Source organism: Sphingobium lactosutens DS20 (assembly GCF_000445105.1).
Classification (GTDB): domain Bacteria; phylum Pseudomonadota; class Alphaproteobacteria; order Sphingomonadales; family Sphingomonadaceae; genus Sphingobium; species Sphingobium lactosutens.
In genome coordinates this window covers 7,501-30,963 of the sequence record NZ_ATDP01000087.1, presented here as the reverse complement: position 1 = coordinate 30,963, position 23,463 = coordinate 7,501, and the positions used below count along the sequence as shown (strand labels likewise).

At 64.3% G+C, this 23,463-nt stretch carries 20 protein-coding genes (1 of these 20 only partly in view); 10 read left to right on the top strand and 10 right to left on the bottom strand.

Features of this window, described 5'->3' with window-relative positions; genetic code table 11:
• Positions 1–10 precede the first annotated feature (10 nt).
• A complete protein-coding gene (locus tag RLDS_RS39440) occupies positions 11–1,768 on the top strand; it encodes a copper resistance system multicopper oxidase (RefSeq protein ID WP_021225927.1) in 1,758 nt (585 codons plus the stop codon).
• Complete coding sequence (locus tag RLDS_RS39435; protein ID WP_021225926.1) at positions 1,765–2,721, top strand: copper resistance protein B; 957 nt, start codon at positions 1,765–1,767, stop codon at positions 2,719–2,721. The genes RLDS_RS39440 and RLDS_RS39435 overlap by 4 nt, the downstream gene beginning before the upstream one ends.
• A gap of 33 nt (positions 2,722–2,754) precedes the next feature.
• Here the strand turns inward: RLDS_RS39435 and RLDS_RS39430 are convergent, their stop codons facing one another.
• Together RLDS_RS39430 and RLDS_RS39425 are read right to left on the bottom strand one after the other, a co-directional pair.
• Entirely contained in the window at positions 2,755–3,201 is a 447-nt protein-coding gene (locus tag RLDS_RS39430) for a pseudoazurin (protein WP_031298053.1), read from the bottom strand.
• A gap of 122 nt (positions 3,202–3,323) precedes the next feature.
• Positions 3,324–3,842, bottom strand: a complete 519-nt coding sequence (locus tag RLDS_RS39425; RefSeq protein ID WP_021225924.1) for a rhodanese-like domain-containing protein — start codon at positions 3,840–3,842, stop codon at positions 3,324–3,326.
• Between the two features lie 86 nt (positions 3,843–3,928).
• Between RLDS_RS39425 and RLDS_RS39420 the strand changes: the two genes are divergently transcribed.
• A complete protein-coding gene (locus tag RLDS_RS39420) occupies positions 3,929–4,717 on the top strand; it encodes a quinoprotein dehydrogenase-associated SoxYZ-like carrier (protein ID WP_021225923.1) in 789 nt (262 codons plus the stop codon).
• Positions 4,714–5,658 (top strand): quinoprotein relay system zinc metallohydrolase 1, encoded by a 945-nt coding sequence (locus RLDS_RS39415; RefSeq protein WP_031298051.1) that lies wholly within the window; start codon positions 4,714–4,716, stop codon positions 5,656–5,658. The genes RLDS_RS39420 and RLDS_RS39415 overlap by 4 nt, the downstream gene beginning before the upstream one ends.
• Before the next feature lie 4 nt (positions 5,659–5,662).
• Here the strand turns inward: RLDS_RS39415 and RLDS_RS39410 are convergent, their stop codons facing one another.
• From RLDS_RS39410 to RLDS_RS39395, 4 genes are all read right to left on the bottom strand, one after another.
• The gene (locus RLDS_RS39410) at positions 5,663–7,981 is read right to left on the bottom strand and encodes a TonB-dependent receptor (protein ID WP_031298049.1); all 2,319 of its coding nucleotides are present in this window, start codon (positions 7,979–7,981) and stop codon (positions 5,663–5,665) included.
• A gap of 73 nt (positions 7,982–8,054) precedes the next feature.
• On the bottom strand, positions 8,055–10,067 hold the full coding sequence (locus RLDS_RS39405) for a TonB-dependent receptor plug domain-containing protein (RefSeq protein WP_021225920.1): 2,013 nt from the start codon (positions 10,065–10,067) through the stop codon (positions 8,055–8,057).
• 111 nt (positions 10,068–10,178) lie between these two features.
• On the bottom strand, positions 10,179–11,582 hold the full coding sequence (locus RLDS_RS39400) for a porin (RefSeq protein ID WP_021225919.1): 1,404 nt from the start codon (positions 11,580–11,582) through the stop codon (positions 10,179–10,181).
• Between the two features lie 121 nt (positions 11,583–11,703).
• Positions 11,704–12,663, bottom strand: a complete 960-nt coding sequence (locus RLDS_RS39395) for a PQQ-dependent catabolism-associated beta-propeller protein (protein WP_031298048.1) — start codon at positions 12,661–12,663, stop codon at positions 11,704–11,706.
• A gap of 152 nt (positions 12,664–12,815) precedes the next feature.
• Here RLDS_RS39395 and pedF point away from each other — a divergent pair, with 152 nt between their 5' ends.
• The 4 genes from pedF to RLDS_RS39375 all read left to right on the top strand — a co-directional run bounded on the left by pedF (position 12,816) and on the right by RLDS_RS39375 (position 16,987).
• Positions 12,816–13,241: a cytochrome c-550 PedF gene (gene pedF / locus RLDS_RS39390; RefSeq protein ID WP_031298047.1), complete on the top strand. Its 426-nt coding sequence runs from the start codon at positions 12,816–12,818 to the stop codon at positions 13,239–13,241.
• A gap of 4 nt (positions 13,242–13,245) precedes the next feature.
• A complete protein-coding gene (locus RLDS_RS39385) occupies positions 13,246–14,112 on the top strand; it encodes a substrate-binding periplasmic protein (protein WP_021225916.1) in 867 nt (288 codons plus the stop codon).
• Positions 14,113–14,424: 312 nt separating this feature from the next.
• A complete protein-coding gene (locus RLDS_RS39380; RefSeq protein WP_031298044.1) occupies positions 14,425–16,173 on the top strand; it encodes a methanol/ethanol family PQQ-dependent dehydrogenase in 1,749 nt (582 codons plus the stop codon).
• A 25-nt stretch (positions 16,174–16,198) separates the two neighbouring features.
• Positions 16,199–16,987, top strand: a complete 789-nt coding sequence (locus tag RLDS_RS39375) for a response regulator (protein WP_021225914.1) — start codon at positions 16,199–16,201, stop codon at positions 16,985–16,987.
• 14 nt (positions 16,988–17,001) lie between these two features.
• Here the strand turns inward: RLDS_RS39375 and RLDS_RS39370 are convergent, their stop codons facing one another.
• The 4 genes from RLDS_RS39370 to adh form a co-directional block, all read right to left on the bottom strand.
• Complete coding sequence (locus RLDS_RS39370; RefSeq protein WP_021225913.1) at positions 17,002–19,227, bottom strand: hybrid sensor histidine kinase/response regulator; 2,226 nt, start codon at positions 19,225–19,227, stop codon at positions 17,002–17,004.
• The gene (locus tag RLDS_RS39365) at positions 19,224–20,366 is read right to left on the bottom strand and encodes an FIST N-terminal domain-containing protein (RefSeq protein ID WP_021225912.1); all 1,143 of its coding nucleotides are present in this window, start codon (positions 20,364–20,366) and stop codon (positions 19,224–19,226) included. Before RLDS_RS39365 ends, RLDS_RS39370 begins: the two co-directional genes overlap by 4 nt.
• Positions 20,367–20,441: 75 nt before the next feature.
• Positions 20,442–20,828: a DUF779 domain-containing protein gene (locus RLDS_RS39360; protein WP_021225911.1), complete on the bottom strand. Its 387-nt coding sequence runs from the start codon at positions 20,826–20,828 to the stop codon at positions 20,442–20,444.
• A 112-nt stretch (positions 20,829–20,940) separates the two neighbouring features.
• Positions 20,941–22,461 (bottom strand): aldehyde dehydrogenase, encoded by a 1,521-nt coding sequence (adh, locus tag RLDS_RS39355; RefSeq protein ID WP_021225910.1) that lies wholly within the window; start codon positions 22,459–22,461, stop codon positions 20,941–20,943.
• 158 nt (positions 22,462–22,619) lie between these two features.
• Here adh and RLDS_RS39350 point away from each other — a divergent pair, with 158 nt between their 5' ends.
• Together RLDS_RS39350 and RLDS_RS39345 are read left to right on the top strand one after the other, a co-directional pair.
• A complete protein-coding gene (locus RLDS_RS39350) occupies positions 22,620–23,216 on the top strand; it encodes a TetR/AcrR family transcriptional regulator (protein ID WP_021225909.1) in 597 nt (198 codons plus the stop codon).
• A 50-nt stretch (positions 23,217–23,266) separates the two neighbouring features.
• On the top strand, positions 23,267–23,463 hold the start of the coding sequence (locus RLDS_RS39345; protein WP_021225908.1) for an acyl-CoA dehydrogenase. Its footprint extends 1,522 nt past the window's final position; the window shows 197 of its 1,719 coding nt (coding positions 1–197); the start codon lies at positions 23,267–23,269; its stop codon lies off the right edge, out of view.

Genomic DNA, 23,463 nt, shown 5'->3' with positions numbered 1-23,463 from the left:
ATGAGCGCATATGACTGATTCGCATTTTGACCGCCGCGCCTTCCTGGGCGGCGCGGCCTTCCTGACTCTGGCCGGCGCGTTCCCCGCCTGGGCGCGCAGCGGCAGCGCAGGTCTGTCGCCATCGCCCGACACCCTGTCGGGCGATGCGATCGCGTTGACGGTCGGGACCAGTCATTTCCGTACAGGTGGGCGCTCCGCGCATGCGATCACCGTCAACGGGACGCTTCCCGCGCCACTCATCCGCCTCAAGGAAGGACAGACGGTCCGCATCGACGTCGCCAACCGCCTGGGCGAAGATACATCGATTCACTGGCACGGCCTGCTCGTCCCCTTTCACATGGATGGCGTGCCGGGCGTCAGCTTCCCCGGCATCAGGCCGGGCGCGACGTTCCGCTACGAATTTCCCGTGCGCCAATCGGGCACATATTGGTATCACAGCCATTCGGGCATGCAGGAAGCGATGGGCCATTATGGTCCGATCATCATCGATCCTGCCGGTCCTGATCCGGTGGCCTGCGACAGGGAGCATGTCGTGCTCCTGTCCGACTGGTCACCGGTCCATCCGCATACGCTGCTCAGGCGGCTCAAGCAGATGGGCGGTTATTATAATTATCAACGGCAAACGCTCGATGGGCTTTTGGCGGGGAAAGACCAGCCGCTCGATGAACGGATCGACTGGGGCGCGATGCGCATGGACCCGACCGATCTTTCCGACGTGACCGGCGCGACTTACAGCTATCTGGTGAACGGTCATGGCACGGCGGAAAACTGGACCGGCCTCTTTGCTCCGGGGGAAAGGGTGCGCCTGCGCATCATCAATGCCTCAGCGATGACCAATTTCAACGTCCGCCTGCCCGGCCTGCCGATGACGGTTGTTCAATGCGATGGTCAGAATGTGCAGCCGGTGGATACCGACGAATTCCAGATCGGTATTGCCGAAACCTATGATGTCATCGTCCAGCCGCGCGAAGACAAACCCTATGCTCTGATCGCCGAGGCGATTGATCGTTCCGGACTGGTCCGTGCTACGCTCGCGCCGCGTATGGGCATGGTCGCGCCTGTCCCGGCGCTGCGGCAGCGGCCACTGCTGGGCATGAAGGACATGGGCATGGACATGGGCACGATGCAGCATGGTGGTCATGGCGGCGGCGCGGGCCAGGCTATGGCGCACGACATGGGTGGACATGGCCCCGCAATGGCCGACCACAAGATGAAAATGCTGGACCCCTCGGTCGCGCCCGACGTGCCGATGGGACCGGGCGTCGCCACTTTGTCCCCCATGCCGATGGACCGGACGGCTGACCGGCCGACGGGTCTGGAGCATGTCGACCATCGGGTTCTCACCTATGCCGACCTGCGCGCTATGACCCCCGGCACGGACAGCCGCGCGCCCGATCGCGCGATCAACATTCATCTCACGGCTAACATGGAACGCTATATGTGGTCGTTCGACGGCGTGAAGCTGTCGGACGGGGCAGAGCCAATCGCATTCCGTCACGGCGAAAAGGTGCGCGTCACGCTCATCAACGACACCATGATGCCGCACCCCATTCACATCCACGGCCATTTCTTCGATCTGGTCAACGGCCCGGACCCCGCCCGCTTCCCCCGCAAGCATACGGTCAACGTCCTGCCCGGCGGCAAGATCAGCTTCGACCTTACGGCCGATGCCATCGGGGACTGGGCCTTTCACTGCCACATGCTGCTGCACATGCATGCGGGGATGATGCGCATCGTCACGGTGCGGCATGAAGGGGCGGAGGCATGAAGCGCCTTCTTGCCGTCTTCCTTCTGAGCGCGACGGGCGTATCCCCGACATTCGCCCAGTCGGCTGACCACAGCCAGATGGATCATGCGCATATGGGCCATGACCAGATGCAGCATGACGGCATGGACCAGCCCGCCCCCGCCGCTCCGCCGCTGCCGCCTGTCGAACATCAGGGCCATGGCGGTCCTCATGCGGGCCATGCCATGCCCGCCGGGCCGCCCTCCGCGCCGCCGGCCCCCCCCACCGATCATGCCGCCGACGCACTGTTTGATCCGGCGGAGATGGCGCGCGCCCGGGCCATCCTGATCCGCGAAAATGGCGGCATGACCTTTTCACAATTGATGGCCGATCGCTTTGAATATCGCGCACGCAACGGCGGTGATGGCTATCACTGGGAAGGCGAAGGCTGGGTCGGCGGCGATATCAACCGCCTCGCCATCAAGTCGGAAGGGGAGGGCGATGTCGGCGGCGCGCTCGAAACGGCTGAGGTTCAGGCGCTCTACAGCCGCGCCATCGATCCCTGGTGGAACCTGATCGCCGGTGTGCGTCACGATATCCGCCCGCAGCCACAGCGCAGCTACGCCACCATCGGTATCGAAGGCCTCGCTCCCTATTTTTTCGAAGTCGAGGCACAGGCCTTCCTGTCGGACAAGGGCGATGCCCATGTCCGGCTGGAGGGAAGCTATGATCAGCGGATTACCCAGCGGCTGATCCTCCAACCCGCCGCTGAATTCAACATCGCCGCGCAGGACGTGCCGGAACTGGGTGTCGGATCCGGCCTGTCGACGGTCGAGTTGGGCCTTCGCCTGCGCTACGAGATTGTGCGCGAATTTGCCCCCTATGTCGGGGTCAACTGGGAAAGGCGCCTCGGCGACACGGCGCGTTATGCGCGCGTGGCGGGGCAGGGGGCGTCGACCACCAGCCTCGTCATGGGGTTGCGCTTCTGGTTCTGATCGCGTTGCCTCAGGCCGAGGCGGCGGCCTCGATCATTTCACCTTGGCCAGCGCCGCCGTCATCCGCTTGGCGGCGAAGGGGGGCAGCTTCACGGCCTTGGCGGCGGCGATGTCGGCCGGCGTCACCTTGCCCACCTGGACCAGGGCGACCATGCCCATCGAATAATGCGGCAGGCATTTGATGCCGTAGAGGCCGGGCTTGGTGACGGTCATCGTCACTTCCTTGTTCATCGCCCCCTTCATCGGCTTCGCGCCGTTGGGCAGCATATTGGCCATGGTTTCGGCATTATGGCTGGGGTTGGTTGGCACGAACCGGATGGTGTCCCCCGGCGCAGCCTTGATGAAGGACGGCTCGAACACCATCGATCCTTCCGCGCCCTGATTCTTCATCTGGACGACAATATCCTTGGCAGCGGCGGGCAGCGGCGACAGCAGCAGCGCGGCGGCGATCGACAGGCGAAGAATGGCGGGATTGGTCAAGATGCTCTCCATGGACGGTTCGGCTGAGGTCGCCGGATTGCCCATGAAAATGCGGGTTTAGCCCGATGCGGCGCAATGGGCCATTGGTCCAAGGCGCGTGTTCAGGCTGCATGCATCGACGGTCATTGCGGGCGGTTGCGTTCCGGACGGTTCGGCTCCAGCCGCAAGCCCAGGTCTCGCCAGCCATCGCTCCCTTCCGCCAGCCACCAGACAGGTTGATAGCCCGCGCGGTGCAGCCGTCGCGCCGCATTCCAGCTCATCCAGCAATCGGCGAGGCAAAAGACGATCACCGGCATAGCGGCGCGCCCTGCGGTCAGCCGCGTCACGCCGCCGATCAGCCATCGTTCGACGGCCGGATCAATGCCACCCCTGCCGCTGTCGGGAAACCAGTGTGCGCCGGGGATCGTCATTCGCTCCGGCTTGCCCACCGCACCGGGATCGACCGGCGTCACGTCGATGAACAGGGCATCGACACCCGGCCGTAACATCGCCGCGGCTTCAGGTGCGATCCGGGTAACGCCCTCGGGCGCGCGCCGCGTCGGCGCGCGATAATGGGCGATCCGATATCCCGCGCTGTCGAATGCAGATGCGTTCGCCCCCGTTGGCGCTGCGATCGCCAGCATCATCCACGCGATCCCCATCGCCACCTCCTTCCGCGCCCTCGACCCAAGGTGTAATGGTATCGCAAGGCGGCCTGCCTTACGTCCTGCACTTAGGGAGAAGGGACATGAAGGCCATCATGGCGCTGTTGCTGGCGCTGATCGCCGCGCCGGCGCAGGCGGCGCAGGATTATCCCGCCGATCCGCTGGGATCGCCCATGTGGCGCGCCCATGCCCGGACCTTGTTCGGCGATGATCCCGTCCGCTTCGACGCGCGCGTGAAGGTCGAATTTCCTTCCATTGCGGAGGATCAGCGCGCTTTTCCCGTCGCCATCGACGCGCGCGGGATCGCCGGGGTGCGGCGAATGCTGCTCTTTGCCGACCTTAATCCCATTCCCGTCGCGATCGACTATCGGCCCACCCACGCCGCGCCCTATGTCGCCACCCGCATCAAGCTCGACCAGCGGACGCCGGTGCGCGGCGCGGTTCAGTTGACGGACGGTCAGTGGCTGGTGTCGGGCGGCTGGATCGACGCGGCGGGCGGGGGCTGTTCCACGCCGCCGGTCAGCCGGGTGAAGGGCGACTGGGCCGATCATCTGGGCGAAATCCGCGGCCGCGCCTGGCCGCAGCAGAATGGCGCGCGGCTGCGGCTTGGCTTCCGCCACCCCATGGACACGGGCCTCGTCGCCAATATCGCGACCTATCATCTCGATCATCTGGTGGTGAAGAATGGCGATGGCCGGCTGCTGGGGGAGATGGATATATGGGCCAGCGTGGCCGAAGATCCGGCGCTGACCCTGATGCCCGATGCGCCGGCAGGGGGGCAACTTCTGGTCGAAGCGCGCGATACCAATGGCCGGGACTATGTCGCACGCATCGACGTGGCCCGGCAATCACCGATACCGGCGCGTCCCTGATGCTCTCGCGTCGCAGCGTCCTGACCGGCCTCGCCCTTATGCCCGTCATTGCCAGAGCCGCCGAAAACTACGCGATCGAACCCGAACAGATCGCGCAGGGCATCTGGATGGTGCGCGGGGCCGATGCGCCCATTCAGGCGGATAATGGCGGCGCCATCGCCAATATCGCCATTGTCGATACGCCGGCGGGCACGGTGTTGATCGATTGCGGCCCCTCGCTGCGCTATGGCCTGGCGCTCAAGCGCGTGGCCGAAGGGTTGACCGGAAAACCGGTGACCCGCGTCTATGTGACGCATCTCCATCCCGATCATGGCTTTGGCCTTGGCGCTTTCGATACCACCCGCGCCGCCGCATTGCCGGGCACCATCGCCGCCATAGCGGCGCAGGGGCAGGGCTTTTCCGACGCCATGTACCGTATCCTTGGCGACTGGATGCGCGGCACGGACCTGTTGCTGCCCCGCACTGCGCTGACCGCCGGGCAGGAGGATTTTGGCGGCAGGACGCTTCGCCTACTGGCCTTGTCGGGCCACAGCAGCGCCGACCTGGCGCTGCTCGATGAACAGACCGGGCTGCTGATCGCGGGCGATCTGGTGTTTTACGACCGCGCGCCCAGCACGCCGACCGCAGACTTGCTGGCCTGGCGCGCCAGCCTTGATCGGCTCGCGGCACTGGATCATGGCGCCTTGCTGCCCGGCCACGGGCCCTTGGATCCTGGCGGCACGGCCGCGATCGCCCAGACTCGCGACTGGCTTGACTGGCTCGACGCGACATTGACCGATGCCGTCGCCGCCGGCCTCGACATGGTGGAGGCGGGGATGCTGCCGATCCCCGATCGCTTCGCCGGCCTCGCCGCCGCGCGTTACGAACTGCAACGCAGCGTCTCGCATCTCTACCCCGGGCTGGAGGCGCGGCTGCTTCCGCGCGTCGACCGGCCGGACTAGACCTTTAGAAACGCGCTTTCATTCCCAGATACCAGCGGCGCGGCGCGCCCGGGCCATAAGCGCGCGGGTCCGCTGCGCCGGGCGCTTCCTCCAGGTCGATCTCATCCACCTCGCTGAACGTCCCGAATGTGGCATAGCGTCGGTTGAAGGCGTTGCGCACTTCGCCGAACAGGCTGACGCCCGGCACAATCGTCACGCTGCCGCGCAGATTGACGATGGCATAGCCCGGCACCCGGGGCGTATCATTGCCTTCGTCGCCGACCAGATATTGGCCGCTCCGCGCCAGCACATCGCCCCCGATCGACCATCGCGCTGTCGCATAGTCTAGGCTCAGCGTCGCGCTATGGCGGGGAATGCCCGGCAGCCTGTCGCCGCGCGCCACCGCGATTCTTCCGTCCTCATCCGCTTGCGGGTTGGCCGGGCTCGCAAGCGTCAGCGGCGCGCGATAGGTCGCATCGGTGAAGGCGTAGCTGATCGCGCCGGTCAGGCCGCCCCGGCTTGCCTTGACGCTGGCCTCTATCCCCTGCCGCCGGGTGGCGCCGATATTCTGGAAATAGGCCCGCCCCCTGATGGCCGAGGCGATATATTGAATGTCGTTGCGGTTGCGTGTGCGATAGGCCGACAGCAGCCAGTCGACCTTGATACCGCCAGTCTGTCCCGATCCGCTCGCGCCCGCCTCCCAGCTTTTGGCCACTACCTGCTTGAGCGGCGGATCGGCGATGAAGAAATTGGTCAGGCTGCACGGCGCATTTTCGTCGGCGCAGGACAATTCCGCCGGGGTCGGCGCCCGGTTCGTTTCCGCATAGCCCGCGCGCAGCGACAGCGCGTCGCTCATCCTGTAATCCAGTTCCACGCCCGGATTGACCCGCTGGAACCGGTGCCGGCCGTTGAGTGCCGTGCCGATCTGGTCCTGCAGCACGATCCGCGCATGATTATATCGCAGCCCGATCTCGGCCGACAGGCGCGGCGTGATCGGCACCTTGTCCTGCACGAAGACGCCCCAATAATCGCTGTGCGTGACCAGGCTGACCGGCGCGATGGCGCCATCGCCCTGCACGATCATCGCGCCCAGCCCATCGACGCTGCGCGCATCGGTCAACGCGCCCAGTTCGACCGACGTGTCGAATCGCGTCCGGCTGGTGTCGTAACTCAGGCCCAGCGCGAAATGGTTGGTCCCGCCCCGCATCGGCCGGTCGTCGATGATCTGGAACAGGGCACCCATGGCCCGCGTCCGGGTGCGGCCGCGATTGAGCACGCCATAGCCGTCCCCGCCCAGCATGTCGGCGATCGGGGCGCCGGCCGCGTCGGTCAGCACCGCATCTTCCTCATCGTCGGGATCATCCCCCACGCTTTCCAGGCACAGCAGCCCTGCCTCGTCCTCCTCCTCGCACGCCTCGATATCGGCCGCGTCGCCGTTGATCGTGCGCAGCGTCAGCCGCTGGGCATAAAGCGTGCCTTCGATCCGCGTGGTATTGGACAGGGCGACCCAGGGATGCAGGCTGATGCGGCCATAGGTCGATTGGCTGTTATCGGGCCAAGTGAACACCGCGCGCCGGTCCGCCGCCAGTAATTCGACCGGGGCGACCCCATTGCCGGTCAGGTCGGTATCCGCGCCCACCAGCTTGACATGCAGGCCGCCCGACGCCGTGTCGAAGCCCAGGCCGAGATAGCCATTATAAAGGGTTGAGGGCGAAAAATCGCGCCAGCCATCCTCATGGCTATATTGGAACGCGCCATAGGCGCTCAGGTCGCCGCGTGCGATGCCGCCGGCAACGCTCGCCTCGCGATAATCGAAACGTCCCGCGCTATAGCTGGCTTCCAGCCCCGGATCGGACAGGCCGGTGCGCGTTTCGACCAGCATCGCCCCGCCCAGCGCGTTGAGGCCATAGACCGGGCTTGCATCCAGCAGGCCCACGCTTCGGATCGCCGCTTCGGGCAGCAGGTCGAACGCCACCGTATCGCCAAAGGGCTGGTTGAACCGCGCTCCGTCCAGATAGACCGCCAGCCCCTGCGCCACGCCCTGCAAGGGCGACGCGGAAAAACCGCGATAGACCAGATTGGGCTGCCAGGGATTATTCTGGGCATCCTGCACGGTGATGCCTGCGATCGTCCGGGTCAGGGCGCCAAGCAGGTCGGGCGTGCCGGCGCGTCCGATATCGTCTCGCGTCAGGATCAGCGCATCGTCAATGTCGACAGCGCCGCCCGGCGCGGTCACGATGATCGCGCTCCTGTCGGCGTTGCTGTCCGCCTCTCCCTCCGCCGCGCTGCCTGGCGCGGTCCAGATCGCCGTCGATCCGGCCAGCAGTGCAGCCCAGCCTCGCATCATATCCGCTCCCATTTTCCTTGCCGGAACAAGGGTTAGGGGAGGGGCAGGGGGCGCTCCATCCTACTTTGGGTCAATGACGCCAGCTGACGCCGATCCACAGCGTGCGCGGCGTGCCAAGGTCGATGGACCCGCCCGCGTTGCGCGTGATGACGCGTTCGTCGAACAGATTTTCGCCCCGCGCGACCAGTGACACGCCCTGGGCCAGCGGCAGGCGCGCAACCGCGTCCAGCGTCAGCGCGTCGGGCAGCACATCGCTTTGCAAATCATCCTCATATTGTTTGGCGACATAGCGCAGCGTCGTGGACAGCGACGGCCCGCCGCGCGGCGCCCAGGCGACTGTCCCGCTCGCCGCATGGCGCGGACTTTGCGCGGGGGCGAAGGCGTCGAACGCCTGCCCCGGCGCATGGACGCTGCTGTGGCTATAGGCGTAGGATGCCGACAGGGAAAAATCGCCCATCTGCGCCGCGGCCGTCAGTTCCACGCCCTTGGCGACGATCCGATCGACATTCTGCCGCTTGCGGGTGTTGGGGACGTCGGCAAGCGTGACATTGGCGATCGCGCCGTCCAGCCGGTTGTAGAAAGCCGTGGCCGACAGGGTGACGCCCTTCATGGGGGTAAGGTCGACGCCCGCCTCCACGCCTTTGAGCTTTTCAGGGTTCAGCGCGGCATTGGCCCGCGTGGTGATAGGGAAGACCACGAAGGGCCGATAAAGTTCGTTCAGCGTGGGCAGGCGAAAGCCGCTATAGGCCGCCGCCCGCAGCGCAACCGCGTCGCTCGCCCTGAACAGCGCGCCGATCCGGCCGGTCGTTTCCCAGCCCGACCGGTCGGCATAGGATTCGCCGCTCGCCGCGCCCGTCGTCGCATTGACCTGGCGGTAGAAGCCGTTGCGGATCGTCCACCGGTCGACCCGCGCGCCGCCGGTCAGCACCAATCTGCCCAGCGTCCAGTCATCCTCGATAAACAGGCCGCTCGTCCATTGCTCGCCGCCCGCATGCCGCAGGAAGGTGCGCGGGTTGCTCGCGACATTGGCGTTATAGGCGTCCTCATACATGTCGCCGGTGGCAAGCCGCGTGTCGGCACCCACGCGCAGCACATGGTCGGGGCCGACCGGCGGGCGCAGCTCGATCTTGCCGCCCAGCCCGGTCGATGGCGTGTTGCGCTGATCCAGCGTCTTGCGGAAACTGGAGGAGGATATGACGATATTGGAAAAATTGCGCGCCTGAATATAGGCCAGCGCATCGACCTGCCACGGGCCGCGCGCGACATAGCGGATGCTGGCGTCCTGCCCTTCACTCATGCTGTCGGCGCCCTGGAAGCGCAGGGTGCGATGATCCTCGAACAATGTCGCGCGAAATTGCAGTTCGGACGTCGCGGAAATCGGAGCGACCGCGCGGATATTGGTCGACCAGCCATCATAGGCGGCGGGCGCGCTGGCGGCGACTCGCTGGTCGCGCGGCGTGGTATAAAATCCGTCGCCCCGGTCCCATCGCCCGGACAGGGAGACATGGCCGCCGCCCAGATCCGGGGTGATGGTGGCGGACAATTCGCTGGCGTCGCGGCTGCCATATAGGGCGCTCAGCGCCATGTCGGGCAACTCGTCACGGGTCGCGCTCGCCAGTTCGATGGTGCCGGCGACCGCACCCGATCCGAACGCGCCGCTGCCCCCGCCGCGCGTCACGCGCACGACCGACAGTCGTTCGGGCGCCAGCGCACCGAAGGGAATATAGCCAAAGAAGGGATCGGCCAGCGGCACCCCGTCCAGCAGCATCAAGGTCCGGCTCGACGCATTGCCGCCGAGCGCGCGCAGCGTCACGCCCTGCGCGGACGGATTGGCCGACCGGCTGTCCGACCGGCGAAACTGCTGAAATCCAGCAACATCGCCCAGCACCGTTTCGATCCGCCCGGATGCGCTGTGCATCAGCCGGTCGCGCCCGATCACCACCGATCCATAGGCCGGGGTTCCCGGCGGCAGGGGCAGGCCGCGCCCGGTCACGATGATCGCTGGCGCATCGCCGGGCGTCGTCTGCGCCCATGCGGCGGTCGGAACGATCAATAGCAGCGCAGGCAGCAGGCAGGTTTTCATGGCATTCCCCTCAGGCGGCCTCTCCCTTCTGGTTTTTCGTCGCGATTGCAAATGGAAAGGGCCGCACCCCTTGTAGGATGCGGCCCGGCCCCCGTGACATTGGTCCTTTGGTCAGAAAAAGAGGATCGCGCCCGCCGCGATCGCGTCCGACGACGCCTCATTGCCGTTATGCGCCTGCGACTTGGTGCTCACATATTCGCCGAGCAGCGTCACCCAGCTGTTGAGGCCATAGCGGACCTGCCCGACCCAGCTGCTATTCTTGTCGACCAGCGCGGGGTTGGCGATTGCGTCGGCCGCATTGGCGTAATCCAGATGGCTTTCGCCATAGCTGCCGCCGAACGAGAATTTGCCGAAGGTCGCCAGTCCCTGAAGATAGAAGCCGTGGCTGTCGCGTTTGTTGCCCAGCCCGTCCGTGTCGAACAGGTTGAGCGCGGTGGTCCCCAGGCCCGATGCGTCATAATAGGTTCCGACCACCGTGACCGGGCCAAAGCCGACCTTGGCCCCCACATCCCATCCCCAGCCGGTATAGTCGGGGCCGGCATCCACATTATGCTTCTGCGTGATGCCCGACGCCCACAGCCGCGTCGATACCGCGCCCATCTTGCCGTCATAGACCAGCTTGCCCTGGAAACCGGGCTGCTTGTTGGTTTCAGCGGGGCCCGTCAGCGACGACAGCGGCTCGAAAATGCCGATGCTGGCGGTGATCCCGCCAAAGCTGGGCGTGGTATAGGTGATCTGCGGCTGGAAATCGGTGTAGATATAGCCGGTGCCGATCCGGCCCAGCGTCGTGTTGGACGGCGCGACATTGCCCGCCGGCGTGCCCGACGACAGCAGGGTGATGTCGTTCAATATCGCTTCGGACGCAAACAGGCCGATATCGCGGCCAATCTTCACCTCGCCAAAGCCCTTGCGCCCGAACGTCAGGTAGGTCTGACGGAAATCGATGCCGCTGGTCTGCAACGCGCGCGGATTGCCGGGGCTGTTGGCGCCGCCGCCCGCCGCGTAATTGACCGAATTGATGCCCGGATACATGCCGAAATGCGCGCCAACGTCCCAGCCGCCCTGGGTGGTCATCGCCTCGACCTTCAGGAAACCGGGCAGCAGGCCGTTGCGAATCGCGGACGTGTCCCCGCCCACCGTCGCGACACCGCCCACGACCGTGTTGGTCGCGCTGGGCGCTTCGCCATTGTCATGCACGTAAAATCCGTTGACCGACCCTGAAAATTTCAGCGTCACGTCCCCCATCTGCAAGCCGATGCCGCTGTCGGTCATCCGCACGAAGCCTGCGCCGCCCGATGCGTCGGGCGTCACGGGCGGTGCGCTGGGCGCGGCTGCTGCCTGCACCGTTTCGCTCGCCTGGCCACTCAGCAGCTCCTGATATTCCTCGTCGGTCAGGATGCCCTTTTCATGCAGTCGTTTCAGCAGATCGGCGGTGGTGCCGGCCATCGCCGGCGCGGCCGTGACGCCAAGCGCGAATACGCCCGCGGCGCACATCAGGCGCAGTGTCCCCTTCATCTCATCCTCCCGTTGAGCCGCCGGTGGTTCCGGCTGGCCCCGACAGTGGGCCGCGGCAGGCAAAGGGAAAATTGAACTTAGGTTCTGCGACTTTCGGCCGAGGGCTTTGGCATGGGTCGGGTCAGGGCGCGATGGCGATTCCCCACGGGGCAGAGCCGACCGGCACGGTGCCCACCAGCTTGGCTGTGTCCAGGTCGATCACCGATACCGTGTCCGAAAGGCCATTGGCGCTATAGGCATGGCGGCCATCGGCGCTGACCGCGACATGCCACACGCGGCGGCCGACCGGGACATAGGCGCGTATCTTGCGGGTCGCCACATCGACCAGCGCGACATGATCGGCACGGCCCAACGCCACGATCGCGGTCCTGCCGTCGGGCGTGAAGCGGATGCCGCAGGGCAGGATACGGTGCGCCGCAACGCCCTCTATCTCGAACCGCAGCGTGTCGGTGATCGTCCGGCTGGCAACGTCAGCGATCTGGACGATGCCGCCAATCTCGGCCGCGATCCACAGCTGGCGTCCGTCGGCGGTGAATTCGACATGGCGCGGCCGCATCTCGGTCGCGGTTTCGCCTGCCGCCGTCCGGGTGGTAAGATCAATCCAGGTGACGACATTATCCTCTTCGGACGTGACCGCCACCCATCGTTCGTCCGGGCTTTGCGCGACGCCTTCCGGCTCGCCGCCCACCGCCACCTGAAAGGCGACAGTGCGCGAGGAAAGATCGATCGCGGTCAGCGCGGCGTCATTTTCATTGGCGACGAACAGGGTGCCGCCATCGCGCGACAGGAAAAATTGCTCGGGGTCCTCGCCGGACGGCAATTCGGCCACCAGCTTGCCGCTGGCGCGATCGATCACCTGCACCGCATGGTCCGTGCTGGCGCACAGATAGACATATCGCCCGTCCTTCGACACGGTGATGCCGCGTGGCCGGCCGCCCACATCCCATGTCGCCAGCACCGTGCGCGTAGCGCCGTCGATCACGCTCACACTGTCGCCCCGCTCATTGGAGACATAGAGCGTGTCCGCGATCGCCGGGACCGGCATCGCGCTTGCCATCGCGGCCCATAGCAGTCTCTTCATGCCAGCCTCTCCCAACCACGTCCTGCTGTTGTCCCTATGGTCTAGGCGCAGCGTCACGCGGGCGGGATTGTACCAAAGGCCAATGGGGCGCTCCCCGCCGCTCCCCTACACTTGCACGGAACAGGACATGATGGGTGAGGATGAACAGGATCATGATTTCGGGACGCATTTTGCTGCTCGGCGCGCTGGCCGTGCTGGGCGGAACGACGGCCAGCCAGCTGCTGGCGCATGGCGACGTGACGCCGCAAGCGGTCGACACCTCCGCGCTGCCGGACATTGGCGAGGAATGGCTGGAAAAAAATCCCTATAGCGGCAACGCCAAGGCGATCGAAATCGGCCAGTCCGCCTATGGCCAGAACTGCGCGCGCTGCCACGGACTGGACGCAGAAAGCGGCGGCATCGCCCCCGACCTGCGCTATCTGGAGCAGGGCGAATCGGGCGACCAATGGTTCGCCGAACGCTATCGCCACGGCTCCAGCCATGATGGCAAAGTCTATATGCCGCCATTTGGCGATGTTCTGGGACAAAAGACCGGCTGGGCCATCCGCGCCTGGCTCGAAACCAAGTTCGAGGGCTGATCCCATGATCAGCCGCCGCGCGTTCCTGGGCGCCGCCGGCGCCGCCGGCGCCGCCGCGACACTGGGCCTGCTGCCCTCGCGCATCGGCGCGGCGCCGCTCGGCAAGGTCAGGGATACAGGGGTCCTTCGGGTCGCCGTCTATAGTGACAACCGTCCCTGGTCCTGGGAAAAAAACGGCCAGCTGACCGGTATCGACGTCGATCTTGCCAAGGCGCTGGCGCAGAAACTGGGCGTGCGCGCCGACGTGGCGCAAATCACGGCGGATGAAAGCGTCGACGATGACCTGCGCAATGCGGTGTGGAAGGGCGGGCTGCTGGGCTTCATGCCCGCCGATATCATGTTGCATGTGCCTTTTGACCGGGCCTTTGCCGCGCGCAATGATCAGGTTGCGATCGTCGCGCCTTATTATCGTGAGACGTTCCAGTTCGCCTGCGCCAATGGCGACATCGACTGCGATGCGCCGCCGGTGCAGTGGAAGGGCAGGCGGCTCGCCGCCGAACTGGACAGCATTCCCGATTTCTATCTGATCGGCGCCTTTGGCGGCGCGCTGTCCAGGGATGTCATCCATCATAAAAGCGGCACGGCGGCCGTCGACGCGATGCTCGATGGCGGGGCCGACGGCGTGCTCGCCAGCCGCGCCCAGATCGAGGCGGCATTGCATGATCGCGGCAATCCCGCCGTCACTCGCCGCAAAATGCCGCTTCCCGCCTTCACCTCGCCGGGCTGGGACATTGGCATGGCGGTCAAGGAAAACAGCCGCACGCTGGGCGACGCGGTGGAAGATATCCTTGGAGCCATGGTGGCATCGGGCGAGCTGGCCGCCCTGTTCGCCGCCCATGGCGTTACCTATCAGAAGCCCGTCGCAGGCTGATCGCGGCCCTCACTTGCCGCTTCCAATGTTGGATTTTCTCTGATCTACCCTGATCGGTGAGGCCTGTTTCAATCCTGTTCATGCCCCGTCTGACGGACCTTGGTGGCCATTGCGCCCCGTCGCGTGGGTGTCGCCTCAATGTCGCTTCGTGGTCGCGTAGCGGTCGCTTCGGGGCCAAAAGCGGCAAAAGCGATTGAACTTCGCTCCTGTCCATTTCCTCCCGACCGAAGGTCCAATTGCCGCTCGCGCCGCCTGGCATAGGCTGGTCGGCGCAATGGGGGCGCACGGCGCCGCTGAAACGGGAGGATGAAGATGAAGGGACGTATGTTGCGTTCGCTGGGTGGCGCCGCCGCACTGGCATTGGTCGTGGCGGGATCGCCGTTGCTGGCGCAGGGGGCCGGCCCGACCGACGCCGACCTCATGAACGACGCGGCGACCACCGGCGACGTGCTCACCTACGGCATGGGTCCGCGCGCGCAGCGGTTCAGCCCCTTGAAGCAGATCGACGCCGGCAATGTCGCAAAACTCGTGCCCGCCTTCGCCGCCTCGCTCGGCGGGGAAAAGCAGCGCGGCCAGGAAGCGCAGCCGATCGTCTATGACGGCACCATCTATGTGACGGGCAGCTATTCGCGCCTCTTCGCCTTCGACGCGCGCACCGGCGAGGAAAAATGGCAATATGACGCCCGCCTGCCCGACGCGATCATGCCCTGCTGCGACGTCGTCAATCGCGGCGCGGCCATCCATGGCGACAAGATCATCTTCGCCACGCTCGACGCGCGCGTGGTGGCGCTGAACCGCGAAACCGGGAAGGTCGTGTGGAACAAGCAGATCGCCGACTATAAGGAAGGCTATAGCGCAACCGCCGCGCCGATCATCGTCAAGGGCATGGTCATCACCGGCAATTCGGGCGGCGAATTCGGCGTCGTCGGCGCGGTCGAAGCGCGCGACGTCAACACCGGCGAACTCATCTGGCACCGCCCCGTGATCGAAGGCCATATGGGCACGCTGCGGGGCAAGGATAACGGCGTCACCGGCAAGACCAACGCCACCTGGCAGGGCGACTTGTGGAAAACCGGCGGCGGCGCGACCTGGCTAGGTGGCACCTATGACCCAGACACCAATCTGCTCTTCTTCGGCACCGGCAATCCCGCGCCCTGGAACAGCCATCTGCGCCCCGGGGACAATCTCTACACCAGCTCCACCATCGCGCTCGATCCCGACACCGGCGTCATCAAATGGCATTATCAGACCACGCCGCATGACGGCTGGGACTTTGACGGCGTCAACGAATTCATCCCCTTCGACGCCACGATCAATGGCAAGCCGATGAAGCTGGGCGCCAAGGCGGATCGCAACGGCTATTTCTACGTGCTTGATCGCACCAACGGCAAATTGGTCAGCGCGTCGAAATTCGTCATGCAGACGACCTGGGCGGACGGCATCAATCTCAAGACCGGACGGCCCAATTATATCGAAGCCGGCCGGCCCGGCGCGCCGACGACCGAAAAGGGAAAGCCGGTCTTTGCCTCCCCATCCTTCCTCGGGGGCAAGAACTGGATGCCCATGGCCTATAGCCAGGACACGGGCCTTTTCTATGTGCCGTCCAACGACTGGGGCATGGACATCTGGAACGAACCCATCGCCTACAAGAAGGGCGCGGCCTATCTGGGGGCGGGCTTCACCATCAAGCCGATTGCGGAGGACCATATCGGCGCGCTCCGCGCGATGGACCCCAGGACCGGCAAGATCATGTGGGAATATAAGAACAAGGCGCCTTTGTGGGGCGGCGTGCTGACGACGGGCGGCAACCTCGTCTTCACCGGCACGCCGGAGGGGTATCTCAAGGCCTTCGATGCCAAGACGGGCCAGGAATTGTGGAAATTCCAGACCGGATCGGGCGTGGTCGGATCGCCCGTCACTTGGGAACAGGATGGCGAACAATATGTCGCAGTCATGTCGGGCTGGGGCGGGGCGGTGCCGCTATGGGGCGGCGAAGTGGCCAAAAGCTTCAAGGACATCAATCAGGGCGGGGCGCTCTGGGTCTTCAAGCTGCCGCGATAAGCCCGACAAAAAAGGAGACTGATCGATGATTGTCATGGGCCGGGGACAGTATGCGCCGCACATGCCGGCATTGCCGCCAGGCGCGATGCATCTTGCTTCTGCCCATGGCATCATGGATCATGGAACGCAGGGGCGGGGGATGGATCAGGATCAGTATATGGGCGGGGACGCCATGATGGAGCGGGTGCTGATCATCGACGATCATCCACTGGTGCGCGATGGCCTGCGCAGCGTCATCGCGATCAGTTTCGACAATATCGAGATATTGGAGGCGGCCAGCATGAGCGAAGCGGTCGCCCTGCTGGAAAAGCAGGATAATTTCGATCTCATCCTGCTGGATCTCAATATCCCCGACGTGCGCAGGCTCGACGGGCTCAAGCTGTTGCGCCAGCGTTTTCCGATCCTGCCCGTGGTCATGGTGTCGGGCGCTTTTGACCGCGCGATCGTGCAGGACGCGCTGGCGGCCGGCGCGGCGGGCTTCATTCCCAAATCGCTCAAGCGCAGCGGCATCGTCGATGCGCTCCACCGTATCGTCGCGGGCGAAATTTATCTGCCAGAGACTATGGGCGAAGTGCCGCCCCCCTCGGTCGAAGAGGACGACATCGTCCGCCGCATCGACAGTCTGACGCCACAGCAGAAGACTGTTCTGGGCCATCTCGTGCGCGGCCGTCTCAACAAACAGATCGCGCATGATCTTGGCGTCTCGATGACCACGATCAAGGCGCATGTCTCGGCTATCCTCCAGAAACTGGGCGTGCTCAGCCGCACCCAGGCGGTGATCAAGGCGAACCGGGTCGGCTTTAGCGGCGATTGAGCCGCACCGCCCCGCTATTTCAGGATCGTTCGCAACAGCGCCCGCAATTGCGCGGGCTTTACCGGCTTGTTGAGCAGGGGAATGTCGGCCGCGTCCAGCTGCGCTTTCAATGCCTCGCCACGGTCGGCCGAAATCATCACCGCGGGCACCCGCACGCCAAAATGTGCCCGCAATTGGTCAATCACGACATCGCCGGTTTCGGCCTCGTCCAGATGATAGTCGACCAGGATGATGTCGGGCGCCGCGCCCGCGTCGAACTGGGCCGCCGCCTCGGCAAAACTGCCGGCCGTCACGACGCTGCATCCCCATCCGCCCAACAGGCTGCTCATGCCGGTCTGGATCGCGCGTTCATTGTCCACCACCAGGACGGTCAGCCCGCGCATGGTGCGATCCCGCCCCGCCGCGTCACTCGGGTGCGCCGCATCGGCCGTTTCCATGCCGATCGGCACCTTGATCGAAAAGGTGGCACCTTTGCCGGCCGACGACTGCACCGTCACCGGATGGCGCAGCATGTCGCTGGCCCGACGCACGATGGCCAGGCCCAGTCCCTTGCCGGACTGGCGATTGTCGAACCGCCGGAACTCCTCGAATATCAGCTGCTGCTGGTCGGGCGGAATGCCAGGCCCCGTGTCCGTCACGCCGATCTCGACGGCGTCATCGGACATCTGGCAATGCAGCCGCACCGCGCCTTTCTGCGTATAGCGCACCGCATTGGACAGGAAATTCTGGAGGATCCGCCGCAGCAACCTGATGTCCGACCGGACCCACACCGGTTCAGCCTCGATATGGAGCGACAGGCCTGCTGAGCGCGTCATCGGCGCAAACTCCACTCGCAGCGTGTCCAGCAACCGGTCGAGGGGGAAGTCCGACACTTCGGCCTGGATGGCGCCGGCGTCCAACCGGCTGATTTCCAGCAGCGCTTCCAGCAGGTCTTCGACCGAATCGAGCGCGGTGGACGTCTGGCTGACCAGGGCGCGGGTGGGCAGGGCGAGTCGCCGGTCGCCCAGGGCCGCGACGAACAAGCGTGCGGCGTTCAAGGGTTGCAGCAGGTCATGGCTGGCCGCCGCCAGAAAGCGCGTCTTCGACAGATTGGCCTTTTCCGCCGCGACCTTGGCGTCCATCAATTCGGCCTCGATCTGCCGTCGTTCGGCCACTTCGGCTTGCAGCTCGCCTGTCCGTTCCATGACCCGGCGTTCCAGCGTCTCGGCCGTTTCCTTTAAGGATGCCTGCGCGCGCAGCATGTCGGTCACATCGGTAAAGCCGATCACCTGACCGCCGCCATCCAGCATTGTGCTGCGCACCTCAAAGCAACGATCGGCTGCATGAACCTGCGCGACCTTGCGGCCGACGTCGTTGCGCCAGTCAAGGCACCCCTTGTCGTCCAGATGCCGCTCGGTCCGGCACCATAGCACCAGTTGGGCATGGGTGCCCATGTCCTGCGCCCAATCTTCCGGCAGTCGCAAAAGATGCTGAAGCGCCTCGTTCCATGCCGCGACATTCCCGTCCGCGTCGAACAGGCAGACGCCTTCGGACAGATTGTCGAGCGTCGCCTGAAGGATGATGTTGCGTTCGGCCAGTTCGCGCGCCCGCTCGCGCGCGTCCTCGGCCTTGGCTTCGGTGATGTCGGTATAGATGCCGACGATGCCGCCCTCGCTGGTCCGCAATTCGTTGACCTGCACCCATCGCCCATCGGCCAGCGCCTGGACATGGCCGCCCCGGGCGACGCTGTGGCGGGCAAGGCGTTCGGAAACCCAGCGGTCGGGCGCAATCAGCGCTTCACGCGGCGTGTGGTGTGCCGCTGCCAGCCGGGCAATTTCATCAAACCGCATGCCTTCCCGCAGGTGATCGGCGATGTCGGGCCAGAAACCGAGATAGGCCTCGTTGAACAGCAGCAGCCGGTCATCGGCGTCGAAGAGCACAAAACCTTCGTTGATGGAATCGATGGCGTCGCGCAGTCGCATGCGTGCTGCGTCGGCGCTGTCATGCGCCGCGGCCAGTTCCGCATGCGTGCTTGCCAGCCGCGCCAGCGCGTCCTCCAGCTGCATGGTGCGGTCGCGCACCATCGCTTCCAAGGAAATGGCGGTTTCGAACATGGCAAAGGCATTGCCCGCCATATCGCTGGACCGTTCGACCCGATCGATCAACGCGGCGTTGATCTTGCGCAGCTTGGCGACCTCCAGGCGCAGCGCCGCGACGTCCGCTTGATCCGCATCCGCAATGTCGGCGGCCATCCCCGTCATGTCCCGATCGCCAGGCCGCTGAACGTTTGATTGACGTGCAGCGCATGATATTGTTCGCCATAGGTGTTGAACCCGATCACCCTATGACGGCGATAGAGTTCGGACACTGCACGGGAAATCTGGCGTTGTTCGGCATCAATGCGGTTGAGCACGCAATCGAAGGCGATGATGCGATCCACCTCGCCCAATTGATCGGCGATGTCGGTGAACAGCGCGTCCATGCCGGCGATACGATCGACCGGCTCGCCCACCGTCAGCACGATGCCTTCGTCGATCGCGCAGTAGAAGGTCAGGCTGCCATCCGCATTGGCGCTCTGGATGGACCGGACATGATAATCTCCACCGGCGCGGACCATCGGCGGATGCGCGGCGAAGAATTCGACACCCAGCGCTTCGCCGGCATGACCGGCCATGCGCAGATATTCGCTGGACGCAGGCTCGGCGTTGATTTCGGTGACCACGCGATCCTGGGGGATGGCGCCTGTCACCACCATCTTCGCTGCGCCCGGCCGATAATGCTGCGCCTTGAACACATGCAATGGCCTGGGCGTCGACAGGATCGCCACCACCGCCCCATGGGCATGAAACCGCCCGCCCTCGAATATCGACGTTTCCCGAAAGGCCAGGCCATCGCCCGATGAACCGCCGATCAGGGGAATATCACCCAACGCATCCTGGATTGTCATGGTAAGCAATTCTTCGCGATGGGACAGCCCGTCGACAAGGAACAAGGCGACCTGATGTATCTCGTCGCCCAGCGCCCGGCTGTCGCGCGTCGCCGTGGCGACCAGATTGCGGACAGCGTCGCGGGCGGCAACGGGATCAAACCGGTCGACGTCCTGGAAACAATGGGAGGCAAGGTGAAAGCCGTCCTCGGGAAAGGCGATCGCGCTCAGGCTATCCTCATCATAGCCGCGATTCGTCAGTTCTCCCGAACTGGTGCATCCAATGACCGATACGCCTTCGCTGCGCCGGTTGATGGCCCGCGCCAGCGCGTCCCGGTCGAACCGATGGGAGCAGAAGAGCATCATCCCCGCAAGCGGCGCCTCACCCAGCTGCTCCATGATTTCGTCCATGGCCGCCGCTGGGCTGGCGGCGTGACTGGCGGCAAAGCCGATGCGTGAAGCCAGCAACGTCATCGGGTCCTCTCCCCCTGTTTTCTCCTTGTTATGCGACCTTATGAACCTGCCGATGACGCGTGGCCAGTCCGACGTTCAGTTTCCGTCAGCCGGGTCACCCGCCGCCTCCAGCGCGACATATTCTTCATCTGTAAAGACGCGGGATCGGACGATGAAACGGACGCCCTCCGGGCTTTCGAGCGACATGCCAGCGCCGCGACCGGGCACGATGTCGATCATGATCTGCGTGTGGCGCCAATAGTCGAACTGCGCACGCCCGATCCACACGGGAATGTCGCCTGCCACATGGCCCAGCAGAACGTCCTGCGCACCGACCCTGAACTCGCCGCGCGGAAAGCACATCGGGGCGGATCCGTCGCAGCACCCGCCCGATTGATGAAACATCAGCGGGCCGTGGGTTCGCGTAAGCGATCGCATCATCGCTTCTGCTTCCGGCGTGGCTGTCACGCGGGTTGGCACCATGGTCGCTGTCCTTGCTAGAAACCAGTGCGGCGGGCGCTGGGGAAACGGCGCCCGCCGCCATCGGAAGCGTCAAACAGGGAATGCAGCTTCCGACAATTGCACCATCGTCGGGTCAGAAAAATCCGAGCGCTTTGGGGCTGTAGCTGACCAGCAGATTCTTCGTCTGCTGATAATGATCCAACATCATCTTGTGCGTTTCGCGCCCGATGCCGGACTGTTTATAGCCACCAAAGGCCGCGTGAGCCGGATAGGCATGGTAGCAATTCGTCCAGACCCTGCCCGCCTGAATGGCCCGGCCCATGCGGTAGGCGCGGCTGCCATCGCGCGTCCATACGCCCGCGCCCAAGCCGTAAAGGGTGTGGTTGGCGATCGCGAGCGCTTCCGCCTCATCCTTGAAGGTGGTGACGGACAGGACCGGGCCGAAAATCTCCTCTTGGAAGATCCGCATCTTGTTGTGGCCCTTCAACACGGTCGGCGTGACGTAATAGCCCTGCGCCAACTCGCCATCCAGCCGCGCCCTTTCGCCGCCGGTCAGCAATTCGGCACCTTCGCCAAGGCCGATTTCGATGTAGGACAGGATTTTCTCAAGCTGGTCGTTCGATGCTTGGGCGCCGATCATCGTCGATGGATCAAGCGGACTACCCTGGCGAATGGCCTTCACCCGATCGATCGCGCGGGCAATGAACTTGTCATAGATGCTTTCCTGGATCAGGGCGCGACTGGGGCAGGTGCACACCTCGCCCTGATTGAGCGCAAACATGGCAAAGCCTTCCAGGCATTTGTCGAAATAGTCGTCGTCGGCGTCCATTACATCTTCGAAGAAAATATTCGGGCTTTTGCCACCCAGTTCGAGCGTCACGGTAATGAGATTTTCCGAGGCATATTGCATGATCAAACGGCCGGTGGTGGTTTCCCCGGTAAAGGCGATCTTGGAAATCCGCTTGTTGCTGGCCAAAGGCTTGCCCGCCTCCACGCCAAAGCCGTTGACGATGTTGAGCACGCCCGGCGGTAGCAGATCACCGATGATTTCCATCAGGACCATGACGGACATCGGGGTCTGCTCGGCCGGCTTCAGGACCACGCAATTGCCCGCCGCCAAAGCGGGCGCAAGCTTCCAGACGGCCATCAGCAGCGGAAAGTTCCAGGGAATGATCTGGCCGACAACGCCGAGCGGCTCGTGAAAATGATAGGCAATGGTGTCGTGGTCGATTTCGGCAATGGAGCCTTCCTGCGCGCGCACGCAACCGGCGAAATAGCGGAAATGATCGATGGCAAGCGGAATGTCGGCGTGCGTCGTTTCCCGGATCGGCTTGCCGTTATCGATGGTTTCGGCCATCGCAATCAGGTCAAGATTGGCCTCCATGCGATCGGCCATTTTGAGCAGGATATTGGACCGCTCGGTGGGTGATGTTTTCCCCCAGCCATCCTTCGCCTTATGAGCTGCATCCAGCGCCAGTTCGATATCATCGGCGTTTCCGCGTGCGATCTGGCACACGACCTGCCCCGTGACGGGCGAGATATTGTCGAAATATTGCCCCTTGGCGGGCGCTATCCACTGCCCGCCGATATAATTGTCGTAGCGATCACGGATCAAGCTATTCCCCGCAAAACGCTCCATGGCCTGCTGCAGCATCGTCCCACTCCTGAAATTGATTGAAGTTGGGTCAAGGATGGCACAGGTGCCCAGGCTTGCAATTGGACCTTCGGTCGATATGAATCCTTGTCCCCCGACCCTTGCCCGACGCCGACCGCGGGGTGATTCGCCAATGCCTTTCATGCTAGGTCGCCGGGATGACGACGATGGATGACAGGATCAGTGAACCGGAGGCGGGCGGCACGCGACGCCGCGCCATATTGGAAATCGCCGCGCGCCTGTTCGCGCAAAAGGGCTATCGCGGCACATCCATGCGCGACATCGGCGAAGCGGCCGGCGTTCAGGGCGGATCGCTATATCATCATATCAAGTCGAAGGACGCCCTCTTTGTCGAAGTGCATCATGCCGCACTGGACGAAGCGGAGCGCAGGATCACGCGGGCTGTTGAGCAGCATTCCCAGCCATGGGCGCGACTGGAGGCGGCCTGTACCAGCCTGCTGGAAATCCAGCTCGATCCCGCTTCGTTGACCATGCCGATGATGAACGACTTTCGCGAAGTCCCGGCCCCTGTCCGGGCCGCGCTGATTGAGCGGCGGGATCGCTTCGAAACGCTGTTCCGCGCCTTGGTGGATGATCTGCCTCTTCCGCCCAACATGGACCGCTCCATCTATCGAAACCTGCTTCTTTCGCAGCTCAATTCCGCAGCAGATTGGGTGCGACCAGGGCGCCTGACCCCACAAGAGATTGCTGCACAGATAGTGAGAGTGTTCCGGCATGACGCTTCCACCGGTTGAAACTGTAACAACTGTTTGGTATAGCCTTTCACAGTAGAAAGGTCCGTGACATGCAAAGCTATACCCCGCCCATCGACGACTATCGCTTTCTGCTGGAGGAGGTCCTCGACTTTGACGGGGTGATGGCCGAGTTGGGCAAGGATGTGGATTGCAGCCTGGCGACGGCTGTGCTCGAAGAAGCCGGAAGATTCTGCGCGGATTATCTCCATCCGCTCAATCGCCAGGGGGATGAGCAGGGGGCAAGGCT